The following is a 25,091-nucleotide window of genomic DNA, read 5'->3' on the forward strand; positions in this document are numbered from 1 at the left end:
TCGTTCTCATTCCATGACGTTCCCCACCCACATCACCTACCCGGACCCCGCCGACAAAACCGAGATTCAAGCCGCTTCGCTGCTGGCCCGTCTCGGCAAAGCACAACTCCAACCGTCCGCGCAAAGCACCGACACCACCGGCACCTTCAAAGTCGCCCTCGCCGCCCGCAATTGGGTCGAAGTCCCCGACGCCGCCGCCCACGCCGGCTGGATTTGGCTCCGCCTCACCGCCGATGGCTCGGGTGAGCTCATCGCCTCCCAAGGCTCCTACCTCTTCACCGGCGTGCACCTGCTCGAGCAGGGACTCGGTCCCGATCAAAGCGGCAAACTCGCCGACGGTCTGCTCCTGCCTGCCACCTTCGACATCCATCGGCCGCTCCACGACGCGTGTCTCACGCAATACTGGCGCTCCGCCCGCGGTTTCGACGACGAAGCTTACGTTCGCGCGCTCGCCGAAGCCGGCTTCACCCACTGTGAGGTCAACGCCCTGCAGGCCCATTTCCCGTATGAGGAGTCCATCCAGGCCGAGTTCTACCCGCAGTTCTACAACTACTGCGCCGGCTTCAATCACTTCATCGACACCGAACTCACCCGCGGTCTCTGGCCCGCCCACTACCTGGAGGCCAACCTCAACCGCCTCAAGCACATCGCCGCCCTCGCCAAACGCTACGGCCTCAAGCCCGGCGTGCTCATGTTCGAACCGCGCAGCCTCCCCGAAAAATTCTTCACCAAATACCCGACCCTGCGCGGTGCCCGCATCGATCACCCCTTCCGCTCCCGCCTGCCCCGCTACTGCCTCGCCCAGGACCATCCCGTCACCAAGCGCCACTACGCCGAGTGTATGGAAAATCTCATGACAGAGGTGCCGGAACTCGACTACCTCTCTATCTGGTCCAACGACAGCGGCGCGGGCTTCGAACACACCGGCTCGCTCTACGTCGGCCGCAACGGCGGCCCCTACATGATCCGCGAATGGCGCGACCACGCCGCCATCGCCGAGGTCGCCGGCAAGAGCGTGGTCGACTACATGGCCAACCTCCAGCAGGCCGCCGCCAAGACCAACCCGGACTTCAAGGTCTCGCTCCGCCTCGAACCCTTCAAGGGCGAGCACGAACACATCGTCAACGGCCTCGGTGGCAACCTCACCTGGGAAGGACCGTCCATGCTCGTGAAAGGTTACGAGCTGCCGTATCCACATCCCAAATACCCGGAAAACTTCGGCGTCGCCGGCACCATTTTCCATTCCTGGATGGACGAGACCGAGGCCCCCGCACTGGCCAAATCCAAGGCCGCCGGCACCAACCCGATCCTCAGTTACGCCGCCACCGGCCTCTATAACCACGAGCCCCTCATCGGCCTGCCCTTCCCGCGCATGCTGCACGCCAAACTCAAGGCGCTCGCCGATACCGGCGTCGACCGGGCCAGCTGCATGGGCGGCCTCGCCCACAACTCCGCCACGCCCTACTGGCCACATCCGACCGTCATCCGTGCCGCCCAGTTCACGCCCGATCGCCCGGTGGACGAGGTGCTGCGCGAATACGCCACGTCGCTCGTCGGCGCCGAGCACGCCGCCGAGTTGGACCAGGCCTGGCAGGACATTGAAGAGGCCCTCGTCTGGCAGCCGCTCGTCGGTCTCTACTGCGCCTTCGGCTTCTGCTGGCAGCGCACCTGGGACCGCCCCTTCGTGCCCGACATCGAGGCCGTGCCCGCCGAGGACCGTCGCTACTACGAGAAACACGGGTGCTTCCAACACAACAACCCAAGCATCAACGACCTTGGCCGCGATGTGCTCTTCGACCTCATCACCCGTGAACAGGGTCAGAAAATGAGCTCCGACATGGACACCGCGCTACTCCCGCGCCTGCGCAAAACCATCGCCACGCTCGATGCCAAACTCGAGTCCCTGCACGCCGCCGGCCAATCCGACTGCAACGGCGCCTGCAAAGTTTTCCGCGACCTGCGCGACCGTGCCCGCGGTTACCTGCACTGGGTGATCGCCCTGCGCAACGTCTGCTCCTGGTGCGCCGAAGTTTACGGCTACCTCGAGTCCGACGACGACGCCGAGCGCAACGCCTGCGTGCAGCGCCTGCAGCAGTCCATTGACCTCGATCTTGAGAACACCGAGGGCCTGCTCGACCTGATCGAAAACTCCTCGACCGAGATCATGGTGGTATCGGCCGTCGGCAACCACACCTACCTCTACGGTGAGGATCTGCCCGATCTCCTGCGCCGCCGCCTCGAGCTCACCCGCAAGTATCGCGACCACGCCCCACGCATCGATCGCAACATCCTTTGGCGCCCCGTTGCCGGCACCGCCTGGCCCAAAGGCTGGGCGGACTGATCCCTCTCCCGTTGTGTGGTAGCAATGCGGGCGGTCCCCTTTAGGGTTTTTGGGGGCCGCCCGTTCCTTTTTGCGCCGCCAGTGTCCAACTTCGGGCGAGGGGGCGTCGTCCAAGCGCGGTCTTGATTTTCAGGCTTCGGCGACGAACCTTGCAGCATGTCATCCACGGTAGAACAACTCGCCGCCGACGCTCTTGGCCTCCCCGCCGATGGTCGCGCGTTGTTGGTGGAAAAGCTCCTCGCCAGCCTCGCCGAGCAGACAGACCCCACGGTTCAGCGACTACATCTTGCGGAAGTGCGCCGTCGTCGCGCTGCAGCCCGTGACGGTTCGACTGAGATGATCGCCGGCGAGGATGCGCTCCGACGTGCTCGAGCCGCCCTCGACGAATGAAATACCGCTTCGCGGCCGAAGCGTTGGCAGAATTCATCGCGGCCGGGCAGTTCTATAATCGCCGGCTATCCGGCTTGGGCGACGAGTTCGCGGACGAGATCGAAATCGGGATTCGGAATATTCTCTCAGCGCCACACGCATGGCGCTGCGTCGAAGACGACGTTCGGCGCTACCTCATCCAACGCTTCCCCTACGGAATCTACTACACGGTCACGGAAGATTGCGTCGACATCTGGGCGGTGAAACACCTGCACCGCGATCCCGACTACTGGCAGGAGCGGCGTCACTGAACACCCCGCCCCTTCGGCGCGGCGCCCTCAATGCCCCCGCGTGCGTTGGCGGAAATCGGACGGGGTTTCGCCCACGACCTGTTTGAAGGCCTTCGAGAAGTGAAACACATCGCAGAACCCGAGCTCCACCGCGAGGTGCTTGAAGCTGTGTTCGCCTTGGTAGATCGCCGCACAGGCCCGCTCGATGCGGCGGCGCTTTTGAAACTGACCCGGTGAGCGTCCCGTGCGCGCGGCGAACTGCTTGCGGAAATTTTCGTAACTCAGTCCGACCTTTCGCGCGACCTCGTGCGGCGTCAGGCCGGCATGGCCGGGACGCACATCCCCCAGCAATCGTTGGCTCTCCTCCAACCACGCGTCACCCGGCGCACGTTGCGCTTCCGCATGAGTCGCCAGCAGGTCCAACACGAGCTGCATCAACGCCCCGTGGGTGCGCAACGCCGTCGCCCGCTCCCCCGCCCCATGCGCCTCAAACACCCGCTCGAAACGACGCCGCCACAAATCCACCGGCGCCGCCCGCGTGATGGGCCGATGCGGCAATAACACCCCTTGGGCTGCCCATTCTGTCCATGGCGACCCCTCCATCACCACGTAGATCTGCGTCCAGTCCCGCCCCGTCCGCGGCCCGTAAGCATGCGCCAGTCCCGGCTGAATCCACACCACATCCCCGCTCTGCAGCGACTCCTGCACGCCGTTGGCGTCGCAATAAAAGCCATCCACTCGCACCATGTAGATCAGGCCAAAGGTGCCCAACTCCCGCATCGCCGCCGGATCCAGCGCCGGCACGTTGTGCACCAACCCCGCCGCCCGGATCACCCCACCGCCCACCGTGAGCGGACGCGTGATCCATGGGTCATTCTGAAAGGGGCGATCCTCCGGCATGCTTCCCATTTCTTACATAGATAATCCCATTTCAACTATGTTTAGTGCTCATTAGACGGTGTAATCTGCTCCACAACTTACCCACCGCCCCTTTCCCCAACCCTCTCTTACCCACCCATGAGCACCACTGCGACTGCCCTGCCCCAACTGTATTCCTATGGCCACGCGTTGGACATGGCCGATGACAAGATCGGTCTGTTGCGCGACTCCGCCGACGCCGCCACCGACTTCGAAGAACTCCGCCGCCGCTTCGCCACCGATGGCTACCTCTACATGAAGGGCGTCCTCGATAAGGACAAAGTGCGCGCCGCCCGCCGCAGCATCACCGATCGCCTCGCCGCCGCCGGCATGCTCGATCCCGCCTACCCGGCCATTGACGCCTGCTGCCCCGCCGACTCCGGCTACGGATTCCGCCCCGACGTCACCGAGCACAACCCCGAGGTCCACGCCCTGCTCTACGAGGGTGAACTCACCGAGTTTTACCGCGGCTTTTTCGCCGAGAACATTCGCCACTACGACTTCACGTGGCTCCGCGCCATCGGTCCCGGCAAGGGCACCAACCCGCACTGCGACCTGCCCTACATGGGCCGCGGCACGCACCAGCACATGACCTGCTGGATGCCCTACGGTGACATCTCCTTCGAGCTCGGCGGCCTGATGGTGCTCGAGGGTTCACACAAGCGCATGGATCTGCTCGAAAACTACGTCTACCGCGACGTCGACACCTACTGCGAAAACAAGCCCGAGCAGGTGGCCAAGGCCAAGGACGGCGGTTGGACCTTCACCGGCACCCTCTCCCACAACCCGCCCGTCGTGCGCAACAAGTTTGGCGGTCGTTGGCTCACCACCGAATTTGAGCCCGGCGATTTTCTCACCTTCGGCATGTTCCTGGTGCACGCCTCCCTCGACAACCGCACCGAAAATCGCCTGCGCATCTCTTCCGACAGCCGCTACCAACGCGCCAGCGAACCGATCGACGAGCGCTGGGTCGGCGCCAAGCCGCCCGGCCACGCCTTCGCCGGCAAACGTGGTCGCATCTGCTGATCGCGCCCTGCCCCGCCCCGCCCAACACCTTCCGCCCCCGACCCGTCGCCCGCCCCCATGGTTGCTCCGCACAATTCTGCTTCCTCCTCCACCGCGAGCTCAGCCCGCACCGCCACCGGCCGCATGGCTGCGGTGCAGGGCATGACCCGCCTCCAGCGCGAACTCTTCGAACTCGAACGCGCCTTCGTCGCCACCGCCACCAGCCTCGTCCCGCGCGTCGGCGAACCGGAGCTCAAATACCTCGTCTGCCACCACGTGTGGGAGAACGCCAGCCACGGCCGTTTCCTGCGCGAGCGCGGCCGCGAACTCAGCGGCTTCGGCACCGACGACACCATTCGCCCCTCCATCTGGCGCGTCTTCATTGAAGCCGCGGTCGCCCCTTCCCCGGCCGCCGCCCTCGCGGGTTTCTACCGCGTGCTCAAACCGCACCTGCTCGCCACTTACCGCCACTACCTCGAGGCCACCCACCACCTCGCCGATTGGCCTTCCCGCCGCCTCGTCGAGGAATTCATCGGCGACGAAGAACGCCACGCCACCGAGATGGAAACGTGGTTGGAAGACTCGGCCGAAATCACCGCTTGGTGCGAACACCTCCACGCTGCCCTGCTGCACCACACCGAACCCAATGCCTTTGCGGCCGACTTCGCGTGGCGCCAGGACAGCCACCCCTACCGTCATCCGGTTACCTGCAACCGCGGTCCCTATCCGCTCTGCTCCAGCGTCTTCGAACAGAGCGCCGACGACGTGGCGCCCATCGTGCGTGATTGGCTCGAAGATCCGCAGACCGATGCCCGCATCATCCGCATCATGATCTACATCTGGCTGATGATGGAACTGGATGCGGTCGACTACCTCGCCACCGTCTTTATCGAAACGCCCACCGCGCCCTTCGATCTGCATCACGACTTGGCCCGCCACCTTTGGGACGAATCCCGCCACAGCCAGTTTGGCTTCCGCCAACTGCCCAAACACGGCATCGATCTCATGACCGTCGAGCACTCCCTCGACCTCTACCACATCCTCCTGCAGATGCCGCCGGCCGAGCGCTACGCCATGATGACGATGGAGTTTGAGGCCGGCAGTTTCCCCACCAAAGCCCACATCATGGATCGGGTGCGGGAGCTCAACGACTTCGAAGCCGACACGCTCCTGGCCTTCGACCGCAACGACGAACAAAACCACGTGCGCTACGGCCACCGCTGGTTGCCCGTCATCATGGAAGTCTGCGGTCACAACGAGCCCGTGGAGACGTTTGTGGAGAAAACCCGCCAACACTTTGCCGCCCTCGCGAAAACCCACGGTGGCCAGACCCCGCACTCGCTCAGCCCCGCCGAACGCCTCACCGGCGCCAAGATTCGCGCCATGTATTCATAGGCTGGTGACAGCACGCCGACCGGGCTCCGGTTGCACGGCGTTAATTTTCATTTATTTCAAACCGCCGAATCGCGTTTTTTTCGGCGGTTTTATTTTTCCAAGCAACGGAATTTCAGCAGCTAACGTATTTATGAAATTTCATGATATTTAATGACTTGTGAAATTCCGCGCATCAGGGATTTTGGCCGCACCCCCTCACCCTTGGAAACGTGCCCACGGGTTGAATCCATCAATCCGAAAACTCCCCCATGCGTCGTTCGTTTTTTTTCCTTTGTCTCCTGGTTTTCAGCCTGTGTGGCGGCGCCCGCCTCTCCGCCACCAACACCGCCGATCTGGTCTCGCTGCAGCTCCAGCCGGTCGACGAAGCGACCTTCTCGCCGGAGCTCATCGTGCCTTCGGAGGAACTGCCCGCCGAACATACCGCGGCGCCCGTTGAGCTGATCGACGACCTGCACGCGCCGTCCGGCCAGGCCTTCCGCCTCGGGATCACCCGCGTCTCCAACACCACGCTCGCGGTCTACTATTACCACATCATCACCGATACGTGGGCCCGCGTCGGCGAAGTCACTTTGCCGGCCGCCGTGAGCTCGGTGCAGCCCATCAGCAAGGGCTTCCTGCTCACCCTCGCGGATTCCTCCGCCGACACCCCGACCCGTTACACGGTCGAGGTGGTGCAGACCAAACGCAGCCTGCCCATTTTCGACTGGGTGGTCATCGCCCTCTACCTGCTCGGCATGCTCGGCGTGGGATGGATTTGCTATAACAAGGAAAAGCGCGGCGCGAACTCCACCGACGACTACTTCCTCGCCGGCCGCGACGTGCCGTGGTGGGCCGCCGGTCTCAGCCTCTACGCCACCGGCACCTCGGCGATCAGCTTCATCGCGATCCCCGCCCTCTCCTTCGCCACCAACTGGCTCTACCTCGCGCAGCAGTGCATCGGCGTCTTCGGCCTGCTCTACGTGGCCTACAAAATCATCCCGGTGGTGCGGCGGCTCAACCTCACCTCCATCTATCACTTTCTCGAGATTCGCTTTCATCCCTCGATCCGCCTCATGAGCAGCGCGCTGACCATCCTGTTCCAGCTGGTCGGCCGTCTCAGTGTGGTGCTTTACCTGCCGGCGCTCGCCATCGCCAGCGTCACCGGAGCCAACGTCGTCGTATGCATCGTGCTCATGGGCCTCGTCACCACCGCCTATACCTTGGTGGGCGGTATGAAGGCCGTGATCTGGACCGATGTTATCCAGGTCGTCGTCATGATCGGCGGCGCCTTCTTCGCCATCGGTTACATGATCAACGGCATGGAGGGCGGCCTGCCGCAACTGCTCGAAATCGCCGCGGCCGACAACAAGGCGCAGATCTTCGACTTCTCCTGGAACTTCACCACGCCCACCGTCTGGGCCATCATCCTCGTGGTGCTCACCGATGTGCCAACCTGGCCCAAGGAGCAGATCATGATGCAACGCGTGCTCGCCACGCCGGACGACAAAAGCGCCCGCCGTTCGGTGCTCACCCTCGCCGCCGTCGTCATTCCGGGCAGCTTCCTGTTCTACGCCATCGGCACCTCCCTCTACGCCTTCTACAAGTCGCATCCGGGCCAGCTGAACCCGCTCATCGACACCGATGCGACCTTCCCGGTCTTCATCGCCGCCGAGCTGCCCATCGGCATCACCGGTCTGATCATCGCCGGCCTTTTCGCCGCCTCGATGTCCACCCTGTCGAGCGGACTCAACAGCGTCGCCACCCTCACCTCGGTCGACTTCTATGAGCGCCTGGTCAAAAACAGTTCGCCCAAGACCAGCCTGCGTCTCGCTTACATCGTCACCATCCTCTCCGGCCTCATCGCCACGGCCTTCGCGGTGCTCTTCACCTTCTTCGACATTAAGTCGATGTTCGACGCCATGCTGCAGCTCACCGCCATCCTCGGTGGTGGTTTCGCCGGCACCTACGCGCTGGGTCTCTTCAGCCGCCGCACCAACTGGCAGGGCGCCCTAATCGGCACCGGCGCCTCCATCGCCACCGCGATTCTGCTGCGGCCGGTGCTCAGCCCCATCCTGCTCAACCCGGCCGCCATCGCCGCCTGCATGATCGTCGGCTTCATCGCGTCCTACTTCTTCCCCGCGCCGACCCGTGACCTGACCGGACTCACCGTGTTCACCCCGAAGACGCGGCCCAACCCTTCCTCCTCCAGCAGCTAACTGAAACGTATCAACCATGACCAAAACCTACCGCGCCGTCCTCGTCGGCACCGGCTCCATCTGCGACGCTCACCTGCGTGCCGTGGAGGCCACCGAAGGACGCGTTGAACTTGTCGCCGCCGTGGATCTGGACGCCGAACGCGTGAACGCCTTTTGCGCCCGCACCGGTGTCCCCCACGCCTATACCGATTTCGACAAGATGCTTCAGGAAATCGGACCCGACATCGCCCTCATCGCCACGCCTCCGGGTTCACACACCGCCATGAGCATCGCCGCCATGGAAGTGGGCGCATGGGTGCTCTGCGAAAAGCCGCTCTGCGGTTCGCTCGCCGAAATGGATCGCATCCGCGAGGTCGAGCAGCGCACCGGCTGTTACACCGCCTGCGTTTTCCAAATGCGTTTTGCCTCCTCCAATGTGCACCTCAAGCGCCTCGCCGATTCCGGCCAACTCGGGCGCCCGCTCGTCGGCGTGTGCAACACCATGTGGTATCGCGACGATGCCTACTACGCTGTGCCGTGGCGCGGTAAGTGGAACACCGAGCTCGGTGGTCCGACCATGGGTCTGGGCATTCACGCCATGGACCACTTCCTCGACATCATGGGCGACTGGGAAGAAGTCCGCGCCACCGCCGCGACCCTCGATCGCGACGTGGAGGTCGAAGACGTGTCGATGGCCCTCGTGCGCTTCAGCAACGGCGCCATGGCCTCGATCGTGAACAGCGCGCTGAGCCCGCGTCAGGAAACCTACCTGCGCCTCGACTACCAACGCGCCACCGTCGAGCTCACCCACCTTTACGGCTACACCCGCGACAACTGGAAGCTCACCCTCGCGCCGCCCGCGCAGGACGACGCCCTCCAGCAGGCCTGGCAAAGCTTCCCGACCGACGTCGGCTCCACCCACGGCGCCCAACTCAACGAATTTGTGCGCAACATGGACCGCGGCGAATGCCCGCGCTCCTCCGGTGCCGACGCCCGCCGCACCATCGAGTTGCTCACCGCCATCTACAAATCGGCCATCACCGCCCAGCCTGTGCTGCGCGGCACGATCGAGCCCGGCGATCCCTACTACTCCAACCTGCACGGTGGCGGCGTCCCGGATATTCGCAGTCCGCACAACAAGGCCTGAGGCCCCGACCCGCTCCGCCTTTGATGCTGCACCTGCGCCACGGCTCGTTGCGAGTCGACCTGCTCGACCCCACCTCGGAAGCGTCCCGCCTTGGCCCCCGGTTTTGCGCCGGGGGCTACGTGTGGCAGGTGCACGACGACACCGTCGGTCCGCTGCTCAGCGGGCCGGAGGGGCCGGAACCCGAGCCCGATCCCTTCAACGGCCACGGCCTGCCCGAGTCATTTCGCGATCGTTCCCGCAGCGGTGCCCCCCTGCTCTGGAACGACGCCGGCACCGAAGCGCTCGCTCCCGGCGCCGGCACTCTCGTCCGCCGCGACGGCGCCGTCGTCATCGGCGAGCCCTGCGTCTGGCACATCGCGATGACGCCGACGACGGCTGAGTTTCGCACCGAACACGCTGCCGCCGGTTACGCCTGCGCGCTCACGCGTCGCATCAGCCTGCAGGAGCGCACCCTCGTCAGTTTCAGCGCACTCACCAACCGCGCCGACCGGCCGATGCACCTGCAATGGTTCGCTCATCCGTTCTTCGCGCTGGATGCCGAACGCACCACTTCGGCCATCCTCCCGCGCGGTTCCCGCGTGCCGCCGGACTTCGGGTTTTCCATCGATGCCGACGCCACCCTGCGGCCCGACCGCGCGCACACCGGCAAGGACGACGGGGCCTTCGCCTTGCTCGAACTACCGCCCGATCTGCCCCTCGACGCCCGGATCGCGCATCCCGGGCTGCCTCATGGTATCCGTTTTTCCACGACGTTCGTGCCGTCCGAATGTCCCGTCTGGGTCAATGGCTTCACTGTCTCCATCGAGCCCTACCAAGTGCTGCACCTCGCCCCCGGCGAATCCGTCGACTGGGAGCTACGCTACACCTTTGGGTAGGGCTGCTCTGATTGATGGGTAAAGGGGCCACGGATCGCACGGATAAACACGGTTGTGTTCCTTTCACGCCGGTGAGTGGGGCCTTCGGGTAGCCGCGTTGGAGCGCAGCGACAACGTGGTCGCAGGATGGCCGCCCTCGGACCACGCTTTCGCCGCAGGCTCAAGCGCGGCTACTTATTAACCTCGGCTAACGCGCGATCACCTCGCCCGGGGCATACGCACGGCGCCCGACCGCATCACACACCCAGGCCGGCCCCACCTTCACGGTGAGCTGACCACCGTGCAGCCGCACCATGGCGCGATCGCCGAGCGCCAGTAGCCGTTCCGTCGGATTAAACTGCAGGTAGCGCGCGATCTTCACCGCCCGCTCGGCGTAAGCCGTCTCGTCCTCCGGCCGCGGGTGATGCGGATTGAGCACAAAAGGCAACACCCCGAGCGCGCGCCGCGAGGGCACGTCGGTCACGGGAAAATCGTTGGTCGCGCCAATCACCTCACCGGTCACATTCGCGCCCGCACTGCTGCCGCCATACACCAAACCCGCCGCCACCCGTTCGCGCAACAGGTCGAGCTGCCCGGTCTCGTGCAACACGCGCAACAGCCAAAACGTTTCCCCGCCACCCACAAACACCGCATCCACCGCCGCAAGTCGACGCGCGGCCTCGCCCACCGCAAAATGATGCAAGGACACCGCGTCGTGGTCGCCCAGCGCCCGAAACGCCGCCTGCAGACAACGCTCCATCGCATCACGCTCGTCCGGGTGCGTGGCATGCAACACGAGCGCGATCGAACGCCGCCCCGCATAGTGCTCACGCATCGTGGGCACGGTGATCGGCGCGAACCGATCGCCCTCCATCATCGAACCGCCGATCGCCAGGACCGACATTGCCGCATTGGGAGTATTTGCGCTCATCCGCGAGTCCGACTCAGTCATCGAACGGCCACATCTTCACGGCCTTCAGACGACCATCGAGTTTGGCCTTCTTGAAGAGTCGTTCGGTGTCGCGCTCGCTGCGCAATCCCGTCGGCAAATCTGGATCTTCCGCCAAACCCACCACCAACGATGCCACGATCGCGGCCGAGTCTTTGATGAGCTCCGGCGTAAGTTTGTCCCAGGTGTCGCCAAAGTCGTGATAGTAGCGCACGGACTCCTCCGGAATCGGCGCGTTGAAGGTCACCGCGCGCACGCCGGCGAGTTGGTAGGGCGTGTGATCACTGGCCATCCAGTTCTTGTTCTCCACGCCTTTTTCGAGCGCGCCTTTTTCACCGCGCGCGTCGTGCCAGCGTTCGAGCGCGGGCAACAGGTCCTTGTCGCCCAGTGCGTTCACGCCGATCGGCACGCCCACCATGTCGAGATTGATCATCACCAGCGGCGCCGCACCCGCCTCGCCGAGTTGGCCCGCGGCATGGCGGGAACCAAACAGCCCCTGCTCCTCTCCGTTGAACCACACCAACTCCACCGAGCGCTTCAACGGCTGATCCTTGAGCACCCGCGCCAACGCGAAAAGCTGCGCCACGCCGAGTCCGTTATCGATCGCCCCCTGCCCCAGATCCCAACTGTCGAAATGGGCGCCCACCAGAATCGTTTCGTCGGACTCACCCGGGAAACGCAGGTGCAGGTTCGCCAGTCGACGATCCGGCAGGCGGCGTGATTTCACTTCGATCGAAGCCGTCACCGGCTCGCCGCGCTCGAGACGACGACGCATCCAAAACCCTTCCTCCTGCGTGATGGAGAACACCGGCAGCGGCAGCGGCTCGCCGTGGAAGCCGCCCGTGCGCGCCAGCACCTGCCCACCACCCACACGGTTGATGTAGAACAGGCCTTTCAACCCAGCCGCCACCGCCCGTTCGGTCACCGTGTTGGGTCGGCCCGAAGCCGAGGGACCAAACATCCCGAAGGCGCCTTCCGGAAACTCGCGATCAAAATCCTCCTCGCTGCCGCGCCCGAGATCCACCACCGGCCCGGCAAAGAGCTCGCTCGGGCCAACATAACCGAGTGCGGCCACGCGCAGCTCCCGCTCCGCCGGACTGAGCATCTTGACCCGGTCCGGGCCTCGCTCCCAGCCGGGCATCTCAAACCACTCGCGCTCCGGCTCCAAACCGAGCGCGCGCAACGCGGCCTCGAGGTCCTGCATGGCGGCTTCGTTCGCCGGCGAGCCCGAGAGGCGACCACCGTGATCGTCGCACAGCTCCTGCAGAAAAGTGACCGGCGCGTCATCCGCCCGCACCCGCTGCTCCGCCTTTTCCGGCGTCAGTTTGGCCGTGGCTCCCAGCGCCAGCGCGCCGAAAAAAACCAGTCCGCTCAAGACTCGTAGTCGCGTATCCATATTCTCATTTCACCTTCGCCACGGTTGCCCCACCAGGCGTAGGGCACCGCGCGTAATGTTGTCGTCTCACGCTCGGCCAATTTGTCGGCGTGGTAAAGTTCACTTCCGGCCGCCTCCCGCACGGCTTCACCGCCGATCGTGACGACTCCGGCCCATGGCGCATCCGCGGGAACCGTCGCCTCCAGCGCCGCCGACCGCGTCACGCCCAACGACGACAACTCCGGCCCGTGATCGATTTCCTCCACCGCGTAAACCAGCGGTCCGCGTTGCAGCGCCACTCGTCCCGCCGCTGCGGTCAGCGACGGATGGGCGCGCATGCGTTGCACCGGCAGCGGCAGCTCGGCCGCCAACACGTCGCCGGTTTGCCATTCGCGCGCGACCCGCAGGTAGCCCTGGGTGGGCGTGGCGTCGAGCGCCGCGCCGTTCAAAGTCCAGCTCGCTCCCTGAGTCGGTCCGGACGCGCGCCAGGCCAGTTCACTGACGCCCGTCGGGGCCGACTCCACTTTGATCTCCACGCTGCCACTCCACGGGTAATCCGTCTCCAGGCGCAGCGTCCAACCCTCCCACTTGATGCTCAGCGCCGCAAAGAGATGCAGCGCCAAACCACGCTCGGTCCGGCTCACCGCATACTGCCCCAGCGACCCGAGCAGGCGCGCCACATTGGGCGGACAACAGGCACAGCCAAACCACGGCACCCGCTGTGTCTTCACCATGCGGCAATCGTAGCGGCGATGCGTTTCCCGCGGCTGCGTCGCCAGCGGGTTCACGTAAAAGTAATGGCACCCATCGAGCGAGATGCCGGCCAACACGTTGTTGTAGAGCGCGCGTTCCAGCACCTCCGTGTAGCGCGCGTCCAATTCCAGATCGAGCATGCGCCGCGCCCAGAACACCAGGCCGATCGCCGCGCAGGTTTCGGCGTAGGAGCGATCATCCGGCAGGTCATAGGGCGCGGAAAACTTTTCGCCCCCCGGTCCGTCGCTGCCCACGCCACCGATGATGTAAAGGTGGCGCGCGACCATGTCGTCCCAGAGTCGTCGACAACTCGCGGCCAATCCGGCGTCACCGCGCTCGCGGGCCAGATCCGCCATCGCCGCGTAAAGATACATCGCCCGCACGGCATGGCCGCGTGGCTCGGCTTGGTCGGGCGGCGGACGATGCGCCTGCCAATACGCTTGGTCGTCACCGTGCACGTAGATCGGCGGCTCGGCTTCGCCGCGGCGCTCCGCTTCCTCGGCAAAATACTTCGGTTCCTCGCTGCCGCGCGTGCGCACAAAAAACTCGGCTAGGTCGAGGTAACGCCCGTCTCCGGTCGCAGCGGCCAGACGCACCAGCGCGAGTTCCACTTCGGGATGCCCCGGGTAGGCGCGCAATTGCCCTTCTCCGTAGCCAAAGGTGCGCACCAGCAGGTCGGCAAATTTGATGCCCACCTCCAACAGGTCACGGCTGCCCGTCGCTTCATGGTGGGCCACCGCCGCTTCGATCAGATGCCCGGCGCAATACAACTCATGCAGATCGCGCAGGTTCGTCCACCGCTGGTCCGGCGCCCGCAGCTGCGTGTAGGTGTGCAGGTAACCGTCGTCGTCCTGCGCGGCGACGTAGAGCGCGACCACTTCGTCGAGCGCCCGCGCCATCGCCTCATTTGGCGCTAGCGCGATGCGGTAGCTGGCGGCCTCGGTCCATTTCGCCAAATCGGAATCCTGGAAACAAAGCCCGTAGTGCTCGCCATCCTCGCAACCCGCCGCAATGCGCAGGTTGCGCACCGCACGGCTGGGCGGCGCATCGGGAATGGCATCGTTGAGCGCCTGCCACTGCCGCGGCAGGGTGACCTCACGAATGAGTTGGATGCGGTCATGCCAAAGGCCGCCCGTGAAGCGGACACTCGGCAGGGGCAACGCGGTCGGGGTAGGCATCGGTGGGGGCTCCGGGGTATCAGAGAACGTCAGGGCAGCACGCGCTCGGTGATGGAGAGATCGTTAAAATCGATCACCCGTTCGAGACGGCCATGCGTGATGGTGAGCACCCGGCTACCCAACTCGCTGTTGAGATGGGTGCCGCCAAAGAGCTTCCAATTGTCGAAGTCGATTTCGCGACCGTCGATCAACGGGGTCTGGCCGTAGGTGGCCTGAATCTCATGCCCCCGCAGCGAGGTGAAACGCACGGTCGGGTGCGGCTCGATCGAGAAGGTCAACGGCAGCGCCCGGATGGCCGCCTGAAACGCGGCAAAGCTCTCAAACTCATCGGCCGACGCCGCCTGCACGATGGTGCCGTTCTGCGGGTGCGGACTCACCAGCACCCGACTGCCACTCGCCACCGCACTCGTCGGATCGCGGGTGTTCTCCCACAGCCGGTGGTCCACCCAGTGGTAGGGTTGCAGCGGCCGATAGGCGAGGTAGGCCTCACCACCGCGGGCGAAGATCCAGCCCGATTCGTCTTCGGTCACGTCCTGCAGGTCCTTCGAGAAGAAGCCGTTCACCTGCGGAAAACGTTCGTCGGCGGGGATATCGTAGAGCGCCACCACGGCGTCGAGGCTCTGCACCACTTCCTCGTAGGGCGAGCAGCCGAGTAACTTGTCGGCCGAGTCGTAGGACGGTTTGCCTTCGTAGGTCACGCCCCCCGGCATCGGCTCGGGGTAGGTGCAGAAGAACATCTGCATCACGCGACCCGAGGAGTGCGGGTGCGCGGAGAACATTGTCGGGTGTTTGCCGCGCGGATCGTCCTCCGCCCAGGTCACGTCCCACACGTGGCTTTGGATCGGATCGCTGATCCCGCCCTGCGTCGAACCAACCGCGTAGTGCTTCCGCAAATACTGCGTCTTGTAGATCGGGCGCATGTGCTCGTCACTGTAACGCCAGATGCGCCGGGACCGCGCTTGATCGTGTTGCAGGATGTCCTCATCCCGGTCGACCGCGATGCGGTAGATGACTTCCGGCACCTCGTAGTTGGCCGCCAGCACCGCGAAGTAGTTGCCCCAGCCAGCGAAACCGCGCTGGGCCGGCGTATTCCCGAAGAGGATCCAGTTAAAATAGTTCGCCAGCGCATACCAGCGCTCCGTCACCGAGTGGTCGTCCGTGCGGGAATTGGGTCCGCGCAACACGCCCTCCAGCGACACATTGGCCAACTCAGCGAAAAGCCAGTCGAGCATCATCGTGCCGCGCTGGCGCATCTCCGGATCGTCCGCCCAGGTGGCGAGCATGAGCATGGGGATGGCATATTCGCCGATGTAGTGGGTCGGGTTGTATTCGCCCTGCCCGATTGTGGTGGTGAGCTCCATCCAATCGAGCAGCCAGCCGCGAGCTTCGATAAAGTTCTCGGTCGAGCTTTGCCCATTGGCCCAGGTCGAAGCGTCCTCGCCGGCATACATCTGCGCCGTCAAATAGAGCGCGGTGTGATACATCACCCAGTGGTTCTCGGTGTCACCCCGCAGTTGGCGAGTGGTGCGCCAGGCCTCGCGAATGGCCTGCTTGGCTTCCGGCGAAAGGGTGTCGCGACCGGCAAAAGAAACGATTGTCGTCGGAAACATCCAGAAGGGACCGGTGCCCGGCTCCTGCATCATCTCGATGATGCGCGCATTGGCCGCTTCGAGGTGCTCTCCGCGTTGCAGCAGCATCGCGATGGCCGACATGTCGAGTTTGGTCCAGTCGTCGGGATCGTAGCGGTTCTCGATCCGCCAATCGATGACCTCCTGCACGCGCGCCAAATACTCCGCGCGGCGTTGGTCGGCCCGCTCCACCACCTCCCGGGACGGCGGCGGGGCTTCATAAGAGGGCTGAGCGGAGACTGAAACCGCGGCGCCGAGCAGGACAGTCGACACCAGCAGAGAACGAAGGGGTAAGGCTTTCATGGATAACAAAGGCGGGGTTGAACTCAGGGTTGCGCGCGCGGCACCGAGACGAAGCTCAACACCAGCGAGCCGGCCAAGGGATCCGCCTGCCAGGTGCGGCCGAAGTCATCGGAGTAAAACAGGGTTTCCTGAAACACGCTGGCGTAGAGGCGGCCGCGGTTGGGATCGACACCCACCCGATAGACTCGCGGGTTTTCGGGCAGACCGGCATCACGGTTGGTCCAGGTCGCGCCGCCGTCCTCACTGGTCCAAATGCCATCGGTCCAACTCGCGATGGCGAGCCGCTCGGCATGGGTCGGGTCAAAGGTGACGTTGTAAATCGCACTCTTGATCGGCAGCCCGTCGACAGCCGTCCAGGTCTCCCCGCCATCGCGGGAACTCCACGCGCCATGCGTGTCGGTTACCGCCAGCCAGTGCTGCGGATCATGCGGCGACTGCTCGAGATCGTTGACCGTCGTAGCCGTGGGCAACACCCGCCGCCAGACCGCGCCCGCGTCCTCGCTCAGGAACACGCCCTTTTCACACCCGGCCAAAACGCGGCCCTTGGTGGTGCGATCCACTTCGATGGTTTGGGTGTATTTGCCGCGCTCCGGCAGGCCGTTCTCGCGGCGCTCCCAGGTGTGTCCCCGGTCGGTGGATACGGCGATGCCACTCGGCAGCGCGAGGTAAACCATTTCCGGAGCGTGCGGATCGACCGCCACGTCGCGGCCTTCGGTCATGTCCCAACTGTTGGTCTGGCGCCAGCTCTCACCTCCGTCCCAACTCACCCAAATGCCGTTGAGGGCGGAGGTGAAGATCACGTCCCGATCGTCGGGGCTGAACGCAAACGCGCTCAGCGTCGTGTCGTTGACCCCGAAGTGCTGCCACTCGCCGGCTTCATTCAACTGGTAAAGACCGTTCACGGTTTCGATGCGCGAACCGATCACGTAGTTACGATTGATGTTCGCGCAGATGTAGAAGTCGTAGGCGGGCTGCGCGGCGGACGAGGCCGTCGCTGCGGCGCTCAAGCCGAGAAACGCGCACAAAACGCGCCGTATCCGGTTTATGGATTTGCTAGTCATGGAGGGGGGTATTGCGTGTTGCGGCATGAAGCTCCGCATGTGGATGGGAATGTTGTCGGGAATGCTGGCGCTGGCGGGATCGCTCCGCGCCGACACCCCGGAGGAAAAACTGGCCGCGCTCGGTCATGAGTTGCCCGCGGTCGCCGCGCCGGTGGCCAACTACGTGTCGGTGGTGCGCACCGGAAACTTGGTGTATCTGGCGGGTCACATCCCGCGCGACGCGGCTGGCAAACCGATCGTGGGCACCGTGCCGTCGACCATGGATCTGGCGACCGCGCGCGCAGCCGCCGAACGCACCGCCCTCGCCTTGCTCGCCAGCCTCAAGTCCGAGATCGGCGAGCTTTCCAAGGTGAAGCGCATCGTGCGCGTGGAAGGTTTTGTCGCCAGCGACGACACCTTCACCGACCAGCCCAAAGTCATCAACGGTTGCTCCGATCTCCTCGTCGCCGTGCTCGGCGATGCCGGTCGCCACACACGCATGGCCATCGGCACCAACACCCTGCCGCTCGGCGTGGTGGTCGAGATCGCGATGATCGCGGAAGTCACAGACTGAGCGCCGGAAACCCATCGCGTCAGGCGGAGCGCACCGCCTGATCGATGGCGGTCGCCAATTGGTCGATTTCGTCGGCGCGGTTGAAGAGATGGCAGGAGATGCGCACGGCGTTGAGCTCCTGCTCTGAGACCGGACGGCAACGCATCTGGTGCTGGCCCCACAGTTGGCCAAAAAGGTCGCGATACGAAAGGCGCGGCGAGCGCACCGTGAGCATCGACGCCCGCAACTGCGGATGCGACGGCGTGAGAATTTCCAGATCCGGCACCGCGCTCAGCGCCTCCCGCAGGCGTTCCGTCAGCGAACGACCATGCTCGGCAATTTGATGGCGGCCGACCTGTTCCTGCCAGCGCACCGCGCCGATCAGGCCAAAGGCCTTGGCGGAGTCACGAGTGCCGTATTCGTAACGACCCGCACCGGCAAAAAACTCCAGCGGCCCCGGCAGGCTTTCGACCTCGCCGGAGTAAGCGCCCACCAGTGACGGCGTGACCGCGTCGAGTTTCTCCCGCCGCACCATCAGCACGCCGGTCTCCCGCGGCGCGCCGAGCCATTTATGGCCACTGGTCGCATAAGAATCACAGCCGATCTCACGCAGGCTGAAGGGGAACATGCCCGCCGACTGCGCCCCATCGATGTGAAACCACATGCCATGCTGAGCGCAGAGTTTGGCGATCGCAGTCACCGGCATCACGATGCCGGTCGGCGCCGTCACATGCGAAACCTGCACCACCCGGGTGCGCGGCGTAATCAATTCCTTGATACGCTCGAGATTGCCCTGCGGCGACTCCGGATCCGGCTCAAACAGCCGGACCGCGATCCCGCGTCGCTGCGCCTGCAGCAGCCAGGGGAAGGAACCACCGGGATGGGCGTGCGATTCAAAGATCACTTCATCACCACGCTCGAGGGCGAGACCACCGGCGATGATGCCGTTGCCCTCGGTGGCATTGCGCACAAACGCGACCTCATCAGCGCCGCAATCGAGGAAGCCCGCCATGACCTTGCGCACCTCTTCGTAATGGTGGTGGCCGGTTTCGACATGATGTTCGAGTGAAGCCGCAATCTCGTCGACCAGCTGACGGACATTGTCGACGCAGGGTCCCAATCCGCCGGTGTTGAAATAGTGCAACTGCGGATCGAACCGATAGGCGTCACGCACGGCGCCCCAATAGGTCGGATCCAGCGAATCCCGAAACGTCGGCAGCTGCGGCAACACACTTTCCGTGCCGGCGCCAAAGAGGCGCGCGGCGCTCAGGCCGACCACGCCGACTCCGAGGCGTTGCAAAAAGGATTTTCGGCTCAGGCTCATGCGCGTTGGAAATGCATCAAATGGTCGAGTTCCCTGGTTTCATCGACCGCCAGAACCCACGTTTGCTCCCGGTGCGGCGCAAACGCCACCAGCGGGTCAGCCGGGCGCACAAACCACGGGATTGGCCCGGTCGGCGAGGTGAAGCGCACCTTAGTGCGGCGCAGGGAGCCGTCGTGCTGCGTGTGCCACTCCAACCAACGGGCCGGTTGACCGTGCAACGCGGCGGCTTCGCGGACGCCACTCTCGCCGACGAGGCCAACGGTCTCATCGCCATGTTGATCAAGCAGTCCCCGCGCGCCCCGGAATTGCAGGCCGGTATAATGCGATCCCTCGAGGCCGCCGAGACTGTGATAGTTGTGACACGTGAGGGGTTCGCCGGAAACGTTTCGCAACTGACTGGTCCAGCGCAGGGACCAGCCGTCGCCGGATGCGTCGGTCGCGAGCGCGCGCTCCTCTTCGATCAGCACCCGACCGTCTTGCCGCGGATCGCGCCAGAGCACGGTCTCCACTAGGAGCCCGGGCAACTGCCGCACCCAGCCGGCGTGTTCCTGCACGCCTTGATCCTCGCGCCACTGGTAACCGTCGGCGGCGCGGTGCGAGGGGCCTCCCCAGAAATTGACATCATTCACCACCGTGAGCGTTAGGCTCAGACCGTGGTGCCACGGATGGTCGTTGGGCCGCCAATTGGTCAGCACGTCACCATCGATTGAATACAGTGGGTGAATGAACGGACGGGGCGACTCTGCCGCCGGCGTGTCTGGTTGATACTGGTAGTGCCACAGCACCGGACCATCCGTGAGAGCGACCGCACAGGACCCTTCGCCGACTTGGCGCAGTTCCAGCGACCGACTCATGGGGTGACCTCCGCCGTGCCCTCCCAGTGACCGCCACCATGCTGGTGCACGCTGCCATCGGGTAGTTCGATCTCCACCGGCGTGTCCGCCGGCGCGTCAAGGCGGAGACGGAAGATCCCGTCCTCGATGAGCCAATCCACCTGCACCGGACCTCGCGGGGTGCACACATTACCCCTTGCCCAGTCGAGTCCGCAGCGTCGCGGTTGCACGCGCAGGGCAGCGAAGCCCGGTGCAGTGGATTGAACCCCCAATACCTGATGCAGGAATTCAAAAATCGGATGCGCACTCCACGCATGGCAGAGCGAACGCCAATAGCTGTTCTCCTCCACAAAGGTATCGAGGCCGAGCCCCACCGATTCGTGCCACGGACCCAAATGATCCGGCATCGTATCGTAGGTGCCGAGGGCGCGCATGGCCTTGAAGGCCGTATGCCAATAAAAGAACGAGCCCGGCGCGAGTTTGGCGTCATGCGGGAAACGTTGCGGCAGGCGCTGCTTCGCCGCGTCGTCGGCGGCTCCGCAGGCCACCGCCCAGGCGTTGCCGTATTGGCTGACTTCCGGTCCGCCCGGCCGATCAAAATACAACCCTTCCTCCTCCGACCAAAAGGTCTCGTGCAGGATCGGACGCAGGCTCGCCGCCTCGCTCGCGAGGTGCAACGCCTCGTCGTCGAGCTGCAGCCACTCACACATCTGCGCGACTTCCGCCAAGGCTTGAATGAACTGCGCCGAGATGATGCAGGTCGGCCCGGTATCCGCGCCCGGCACCACGCCGCGTGGCCACCACGGACACCAGTCGGTGATGTTCCAATACGGCAGCTTCTCCGGCAGGCCTTGGTCGTTGGTGTGGCGGCGGAACCAATCCAAGACCGCCCGCATACCGGGCAGCAATTCCTTCACCAAGTCCAGGTCGCCACTGCACAGACCGTAGTCGCGCACCGACGTGATCCAATGCAGCGACCACGAAGGGATCACCTGCAGCAATCGCGACGGGTAGCGGCTGGCGGTGAGGCCATCCGTGATGCGTGACCAATCAAAGTGCAGCAGCGCCTGTTTGCTCAGCCGATAATCACCGCTGGTCAGCATCCCCAGATACGACGTGATCATCGTGTCACCCGCATACTGCATCTGCTCGTAGTGCGGGCAGTCCTCAAAGGTCTCGTGCGAACAGAGGCGCATCGTGTGCACGCCCGCATGCCAAATCGCAGTGAGCGCCGGATCACTGCAATCGAAGTCCGCCTTCACCTCATACGGATAAGCCGAGAAACGATGCGCGAGGCCGGTGAGGTGCAGCGGTTCGTCGCCCACCTTGATGGTCAGTCCGATGAATCGAAACGCCCGCCAATGCAGCGGCTCAAACGTGGCTTCAATCCCCGCCGGGTGCCACACATCACACCACCCCTGGATCTGACCACGGCGATCAAAAGTCCAACCCGTGTCGCCGTCGGCGTAGTGCGAAGCCAGATTCGCCAAATCCTGTTTCCGCCCCATCAGGCGCGCGCCCGGGGTGTCCCACGGCAGACGCAAGGCTTCGGCGTAGGTCAGCCGCACTTCCGCGCCCTTGCCGCCCACGATATCCACCCGCGGATAACCCGTGGTGAGTTTGCCGGTATCGAGGATCACCTCGACCGTTTGCCCGGGCTCGAGGCGCACGCCCCGCGTCGGCTCACCCGCACGGCCGCCCGCGCCGATCAGGGGGCGCCAGCCTTCCGGCAGGTCGCCACCACCCGGCCGGAATCCGGCGACAAAACGTTGCGCCGGTCCTTCCTCCAACTGCGGAATCAGCCGAGGAATCAGGCCATACGGACTGGTCGGATCACGCCGTTCCTCTTTGCGCTCCGCCACGTAAAGCGCCGTTGCCGGCTCCCAGCCCTCGCTATCCGCATCGGCATCCAGCCAATCCGCCGGCAGCTCGGCATCCACTCGCTCTTCGAAGTAGCCGAGATAGCCCTCGAACTTCGTATTCAGGTTTTGAAAACGGTGCGCGCGATCGATCGCCACCTGCCAGGAGCCGTCGGCTTTGGTGCCGAGATCGATCTCCGCATCCGGTCCTGTCACACTGCCATCCAGCACAAAACCACCCGCATAGGTCATGACTGAACACGGCGCGCCCAGAAAATGCGGCCGGTGGGCCACCCGGGACATGTCCAGCACCAGCGCCGCCAGCACATTACGGCCGGCTCGCAAATAGGGACTCAGGTCAAAGGTGTCGTAAAAATGGTGGTGAATGTCGCCCTTGGCCGGACCGCGCCCGATCAACTGGCCGTTGCAGTAAAAAAGGAAACGGCTGTCGGCCGAAACATGCACGACCGCCGACATGCCCTCCGCCACCCCCTCGGTCGCCCGGAGCTCGAACTCCCGCCGGAAACGACGGACCTGATAATGCGACGGACTGCTGCGCTCCGGCGGCGCGACCTCATGGGTCGCTTCCCGAGACCAGATCCAACTCACGTCCCCACTGAAAGGGAGTTTCGAGGCCGAGGCAGAGAGCGAGGACGAAGCAGACAAAGTGGGGCGATGGTTGAGGTTTATCGTCACCGGGACGGGCGAATCTCACGTCACGACGTGCCCTGAAATTCAGACACCCAGTGAAAACAATACGGGTTTCTCCGTTGCAACATTGGCAAGCTATTTCCCATGATTATTTCAGCTTTCATAATGAAATTTCATTCTACCCCATCGGAGCCTCGCTATTGCGCCACGCTCTGGACCTTGGACCGCCACCCCACCGCCACCGCCGAATGGAGCATTGAGGAAAAGCTCACTGCGATTGCCACTGCCGGATTCGACGGCGTTCACGACCTCCTGCAACCCCGCCACCTCGCCTTCGCCCGCAGCCTGAAACTGGCCGTGATTGGCCGGCTGGACGGACGTTTTGCCGACACCTGGCAACCAAGCCTCCATACCCAGATCGACCACGGTGTGACGCTCTTCAACACCCACCTGGGCCTGCACGACACCCCACCCGCGACCGCAGCCGCCTGGGCCGCCGCCATGTTCACCGAAGGACAACGCCTGGGCGCTCGCGTGCAGTTCGAAACCCACCGCGATACCGCCACCGAAACCCCAGAGAAATACAACGCGCTGAATCAGGAATTCACCCGACTCACGGGCGAGCCGCTCCCCACCACGTGGGACCACTCGCATTTCGCCGTGATGAAGCACCTGCAGCCAGAGGACTACGCCTCGCGCCTGCTCGCCTGGCCAAACGAAATCCAAGCCTCCCACCTCTTCCACTGCCGCCCCTTCAACGGCCAGCATGCCCAGGTGCCGGTGACCGACCATCACGGCAAACTCACCCTAGAGTTTCACGACTACCAACGCTTCACCGCCGACCTCTTCACCCTCTGGCGCGAGGGCCCCACGCCTCGACCGGCACTCTGGATCTGCCCCGAGATGGGCCCTGGCAGCGCAGGTTACCACCTCAGCACCCACTCCTCCCCTTGGACGGACGCCCAAAGATGCCGCCTAGAGCTCGCTCGACAGTGGCAATCCGCCACACAAAGCACGGATTCTGAAACAATCCGACCACTAGGGGCTTGACTTTCAGCACGTTTTCAAATGTTTTTCAAATGAAATTTCACTGCAAGTATGCTCATCTCTGAAATCGCCAAGCAAGCCCGTGTTTCCCCCTCCACTGTGTCGCGGGCGATTAACCAACCCGACATCGTGGCCCCCGGTAGCTTGGAACGCATCCGCGCGGTGATGAAGAAATTCAATTACACCCCGGCGCCGATCAATCGCCGCCGCGGTCCGAAGTCGAAGAAGCCCACCACTCTGAACCTCGGCGTTTGGTTTGTGGGCGCCAAGGCCGACAACCCCTCGCTCAACTGGTTTCAGGAGCGCATGGCTGAGCTGCGCGAGCGCGGCACCATGAACCGGGTCGACCTCAGCATGCTGTTTTCCAACTCGCCGGGTGAACTCCCGCGGGCGCTCACCGAGGGCAACCTCGACGGCGTGATTATTCAGGGCATGGCGCCGACCGCCGCCGTCATGCAGAAGCTGAAGAACATGCCCTGCGTGTGGTTCATGACCCGACGCTCCTACGACTTCCCCGGCGACTACGTGGAACCCAACAACGAGGAAAACGGCCGCGTCGCCGCTGAATACCTCGCCCAGCAGGGCCACAAATCGGTCGCCGTGCTCACCACCGATCCGAGCTACAGCGCCAACGTCCGTCGCGTGAAAGCCTTCATGGAGCGCGCCGAAGAACTCGGCCTCAAGGCCCACAGCATCCTCGGCGAAGACATCCCGGGCGTGAGCTTCCTCGAGATCGCCCCGCTCAACTCCGAGATCGAGCAGCTCGTCAACCGCCTCGTCCACGAGCAGCCCCGCCCCACCGGCCTTTACATTCCGGTCGACCACTTTGCGGGCGCCTTCTTCCGGGCCCTCCGCTCCGCCGGCCTCCAGCCGCGCAAAGATTTCGACGTCATCCTGGGGAACTTCAACCCCATGATTTACAACAACCTCGAACACCACCCCGCCGCCATCGACATCCAGCTGTCCACCTTGGTGCGCAAGGTCATCGATCAACTGGTCTGGCGCATCGAAAACCGCGATGCCCCCGGTCGCATCGGTATCACCGTCTCTCCCACCCTTCGCCCGGCCTTCGACTGAGGCTGCGCCGCGCAGGTATCTCCTGCTT

20 protein-coding genes are annotated in these 25,091 nt (G+C 64.2%); 11 read left to right on the forward strand and 9 right to left on the reverse strand.

Annotated features, from left to right (window positions below; genetic code table 11):
- Positions 1 to 13 precede the first annotated feature (13 nt).
- The 3 genes from K1X11_RS09110 to K1X11_RS09120 all read left to right on the forward strand — a co-directional run bounded on the left by K1X11_RS09110 (position 14) and on the right by K1X11_RS09120 (position 3,021).
- Positions 14 to 2,341, forward strand: a complete 2,328-nt coding sequence (locus K1X11_RS09110; RefSeq protein WP_221029748.1) for a hypothetical protein — start codon at positions 14 to 16, stop codon at positions 2,339 to 2,341.
- Positions 2,342 to 2,497: 156 nt separating this feature from the next.
- A complete protein-coding gene (locus K1X11_RS09115; protein WP_221029747.1) occupies positions 2,498 to 2,731 on the forward strand; it encodes an addiction module protein in 234 nt (77 codons plus the stop codon).
- The gene (locus K1X11_RS09120) at positions 2,728 to 3,021 is read left to right on the forward strand and encodes a type II toxin-antitoxin system RelE/ParE family toxin (RefSeq protein WP_221029746.1); all 294 of its coding nucleotides are present in this window, start codon (positions 2,728 to 2,730) and stop codon (positions 3,019 to 3,021) included. The genes K1X11_RS09115 and K1X11_RS09120 overlap by 4 nt, the downstream gene beginning before the upstream one ends.
- 27 nt (positions 3,022 to 3,048) lie before the next feature.
- Here K1X11_RS09120 and K1X11_RS09125 read toward each other — a convergent pair whose 3' ends face one another.
- Complete coding sequence (locus tag K1X11_RS09125; RefSeq protein WP_221029745.1) at positions 3,049 to 3,900, reverse strand: helix-turn-helix domain-containing protein; 852 nt, start codon at positions 3,898 to 3,900, stop codon at positions 3,049 to 3,051.
- Positions 3,901 to 4,017: 117 nt separating this feature from the next.
- Between K1X11_RS09125 and K1X11_RS09130 the strand changes: the two genes are divergently transcribed.
- The 5 genes from K1X11_RS09130 (at position 4,018) to K1X11_RS09150 (ending at position 10,514) form a co-directional block, all read left to right on the forward strand.
- Entirely contained in the window at positions 4,018 to 4,944 is a 927-nt protein-coding gene (locus K1X11_RS09130) for a phytanoyl-CoA dioxygenase family protein (protein ID WP_221029744.1), read from the forward strand.
- A gap of 57 nt (positions 4,945 to 5,001) precedes the next feature.
- Positions 5,002 to 6,318 carry a DUF455 family protein gene (locus K1X11_RS09135; protein ID WP_221029743.1) on the forward strand — a complete coding sequence of 439 codons (1,317 nt, stop codon included), beginning with the start codon at positions 5,002 to 5,004 and terminating at the stop codon, positions 6,316 to 6,318.
- Positions 6,319 to 6,566: 248 nt separating this feature from the next.
- Positions 6,567 to 8,513, forward strand: a complete 1,947-nt coding sequence (locus K1X11_RS09140) for a sodium:solute symporter family protein (protein ID WP_221029742.1) — start codon at positions 6,567 to 6,569, stop codon at positions 8,511 to 8,513.
- A gap of 16 nt (positions 8,514 to 8,529) precedes the next feature.
- Positions 8,530 to 9,639: a Gfo/Idh/MocA family protein gene (locus K1X11_RS09145; RefSeq protein WP_221029741.1), complete on the forward strand. Its 1,110-nt coding sequence runs from the start codon at positions 8,530 to 8,532 to the stop codon at positions 9,637 to 9,639.
- Between the two features lie 23 nt (positions 9,640 to 9,662).
- Positions 9,663 to 10,514, forward strand: coding sequence for a hypothetical protein (locus K1X11_RS09150; RefSeq protein ID WP_221029740.1), 852 nt, complete (start codon positions 9,663 to 9,665; stop codon positions 10,512 to 10,514).
- A gap of 187 nt (positions 10,515 to 10,701) precedes the next feature.
- Here K1X11_RS09150 and K1X11_RS09155 read toward each other — a convergent pair whose 3' ends face one another.
- Genes K1X11_RS09155 through K1X11_RS09175 form a run of 5 tightly spaced genes read right to left on the reverse strand, consistent with a single transcriptional unit; the run spans position 10,702 to position 17,740 of the window.
- Positions 10,702 to 11,424, reverse strand: a complete 723-nt coding sequence (locus tag K1X11_RS09155) for a Type 1 glutamine amidotransferase-like domain-containing protein (RefSeq protein ID WP_324726150.1) — start codon at positions 11,422 to 11,424, stop codon at positions 10,702 to 10,704.
- A gap of 13 nt (positions 11,425 to 11,437) precedes the next feature.
- The gene (locus K1X11_RS09160) at positions 11,438 to 12,817 is read right to left on the reverse strand and encodes a M28 family peptidase (RefSeq protein ID WP_221029738.1); all 1,380 of its coding nucleotides are present in this window, start codon (positions 12,815 to 12,817) and stop codon (positions 11,438 to 11,440) included.
- Entirely contained in the window at positions 12,814 to 14,748 is a 1,935-nt protein-coding gene (locus K1X11_RS09165; protein WP_221029737.1) for a glycoside hydrolase family 127 protein, read from the reverse strand. The genes K1X11_RS09160 and K1X11_RS09165 overlap by 4 nt, the downstream gene beginning before the upstream one ends.
- A 29-nt stretch (positions 14,749 to 14,777) precedes the next feature.
- Positions 14,778 to 16,679 carry a hypothetical protein gene (locus tag K1X11_RS09170; protein ID WP_221029736.1) on the reverse strand — a complete coding sequence of 634 codons (1,902 nt, stop codon included), beginning with the start codon at positions 16,677 to 16,679 and terminating at the stop codon, positions 14,778 to 14,780.
- 23 nt (positions 16,680 to 16,702) lie between these two features.
- Complete coding sequence (locus K1X11_RS09175) at positions 16,703 to 17,740, reverse strand: WD40/YVTN/BNR-like repeat-containing protein (protein WP_324726151.1); 1,038 nt, start codon at positions 17,738 to 17,740, stop codon at positions 16,703 to 16,705.
- 25 nt (positions 17,741 to 17,765) lie between these two features.
- Between K1X11_RS09175 and K1X11_RS09180 the strand changes: the two genes are divergently transcribed.
- On the forward strand, positions 17,766 to 18,293 hold the full coding sequence (locus tag K1X11_RS09180; RefSeq protein ID WP_221029734.1) for a RidA family protein: 528 nt from the start codon (positions 17,766 to 17,768) through the stop codon (positions 18,291 to 18,293).
- 19 nt (positions 18,294 to 18,312) lie between these two features.
- On the opposite strand, the gene K1X11_RS09185 is transcribed toward K1X11_RS09180, so the two are convergent.
- The 3 genes from K1X11_RS09185 to K1X11_RS09195 are packed head-to-tail and all read right to left on the reverse strand — an operon-like array spanning position 18,313 to position 22,954.
- Complete coding sequence (locus K1X11_RS09185) at positions 18,313 to 19,596, reverse strand: aminotransferase class V-fold PLP-dependent enzyme (protein ID WP_221029733.1); 1,284 nt, start codon at positions 19,594 to 19,596, stop codon at positions 18,313 to 18,315.
- Entirely contained in the window at positions 19,593 to 20,450 is an 858-nt protein-coding gene (locus tag K1X11_RS09190; protein ID WP_221029732.1) for a DUF6807 family protein, read from the reverse strand. The genes K1X11_RS09185 and K1X11_RS09190 overlap by 4 nt, the downstream gene beginning before the upstream one ends.
- The gene (locus tag K1X11_RS09195) at positions 20,447 to 22,954 is read right to left on the reverse strand and encodes an alpha-L-rhamnosidase-related protein (protein WP_221029731.1); all 2,508 of its coding nucleotides are present in this window, start codon (positions 22,952 to 22,954) and stop codon (positions 20,447 to 20,449) included. Before K1X11_RS09195 ends, K1X11_RS09190 begins: the two co-directional genes overlap by 4 nt.
- Before the next feature lie 150 nt (positions 22,955 to 23,104).
- On the opposite strand from K1X11_RS09195, the gene K1X11_RS09200 reads away from it, so the two are divergent.
- Positions 23,105 to 23,989, forward strand: a complete 885-nt coding sequence (locus tag K1X11_RS09200) for a hypothetical protein (protein WP_221029730.1) — start codon at positions 23,105 to 23,107, stop codon at positions 23,987 to 23,989.
- A gap of 48 nt (positions 23,990 to 24,037) precedes the next feature.
- Entirely contained in the window at positions 24,038 to 25,063 is a 1,026-nt protein-coding gene (locus tag K1X11_RS09205) for a LacI family DNA-binding transcriptional regulator (protein ID WP_221029729.1), read from the forward strand.
- Positions 25,064 to 25,091: the final 28 nt, after the last annotated feature.

The organism is Actomonas aquatica (assembly GCF_019679435.2).
In the GTDB taxonomy this organism is placed as follows: Bacteria; Verrucomicrobiota; Verrucomicrobiia; order Opitutales; family Opitutaceae; genus Actomonas; species Actomonas aquatica.

What these genes read in the sequence shown, in the direction of transcription:
- K1X11_RS09110 (WP_221029748.1), top strand. Translation starts at nt 14, where the DNA reads ATGACGTTCCCCACCCACATCACCTACCCGGACCCCGCCGACAAAACC.
- K1X11_RS09115 (WP_221029747.1), top strand. Translation starts at nt 2,498, where the DNA reads ATGTCATCCACGGTAGAACAACTCGCCGCCGACGCTCTTGGCCTCCCC.
- K1X11_RS09120 (WP_221029746.1), top strand. Translation starts at nt 2,728, where the DNA reads ATGAAATACCGCTTCGCGGCCGAAGCGTTGGCAGAATTCATCGCGGCC.
- K1X11_RS09125 (WP_221029745.1), bottom strand. Translation starts at nt 3,900, where the DNA reads ATGCCGGAGGATCGCCCCTTTCAGAATGACCCATGGATCACGCGTCCG.
- K1X11_RS09130 (WP_221029744.1), top strand. Translation starts at nt 4,018, where the DNA reads ATGAGCACCACTGCGACTGCCCTGCCCCAACTGTATTCCTATGGCCAC.
- K1X11_RS09135 (WP_221029743.1), top strand. Translation starts at nt 5,002, where the DNA reads ATGGTTGCTCCGCACAATTCTGCTTCCTCCTCCACCGCGAGCTCAGCC.
- K1X11_RS09140 (WP_221029742.1), top strand. Translation starts at nt 6,567, where the DNA reads ATGCGTCGTTCGTTTTTTTTCCTTTGTCTCCTGGTTTTCAGCCTGTGT.
- K1X11_RS09145 (WP_221029741.1), top strand. Translation starts at nt 8,530, where the DNA reads ATGACCAAAACCTACCGCGCCGTCCTCGTCGGCACCGGCTCCATCTGC.
- K1X11_RS09150 (WP_221029740.1), top strand. Translation starts at nt 9,663, where the DNA reads ATGCTGCACCTGCGCCACGGCTCGTTGCGAGTCGACCTGCTCGACCCC.
- K1X11_RS09155 (WP_324726150.1), bottom strand. Translation starts at nt 11,424, where the DNA reads ATGAGCGCAAATACTCCCAATGCGGCAATGTCGGTCCTGGCGATCGGC.
- K1X11_RS09165 (WP_221029737.1), bottom strand. Translation starts at nt 14,748, where the DNA reads ATGCCTACCCCGACCGCGTTGCCCCTGCCGAGTGTCCGCTTCACGGGC.
- K1X11_RS09170 (WP_221029736.1), bottom strand. Translation starts at nt 16,679, where the DNA reads ATGAAAGCCTTACCCCTTCGTTCTCTGCTGGTGTCGACTGTCCTGCTC.
- K1X11_RS09175 (WP_324726151.1), bottom strand. Translation starts at nt 17,740, where the DNA reads ATGACTAGCAAATCCATAAACCGGATACGGCGCGTTTTGTGCGCGTTT.
- K1X11_RS09180 (WP_221029734.1), top strand. Translation starts at nt 17,766, where the DNA reads ATGAAGCTCCGCATGTGGATGGGAATGTTGTCGGGAATGCTGGCGCTG.
- K1X11_RS09185 (WP_221029733.1), bottom strand. Translation starts at nt 19,596, where the DNA reads ATGAGCCTGAGCCGAAAATCCTTTTTGCAACGCCTCGGAGTCGGCGTG.
- K1X11_RS09190 (WP_221029732.1), bottom strand. Translation starts at nt 20,450, where the DNA reads ATGAGTCGGTCGCTGGAACTGCGCCAAGTCGGCGAAGGGTCCTGTGCG.
- K1X11_RS09200 (WP_221029730.1), top strand. Translation starts at nt 23,105, where the DNA reads ATGAAATTTCATTCTACCCCATCGGAGCCTCGCTATTGCGCCACGCTC.
- K1X11_RS09205 (WP_221029729.1), top strand. Translation starts at nt 24,038, where the DNA reads ATGCTCATCTCTGAAATCGCCAAGCAAGCCCGTGTTTCCCCCTCCACT.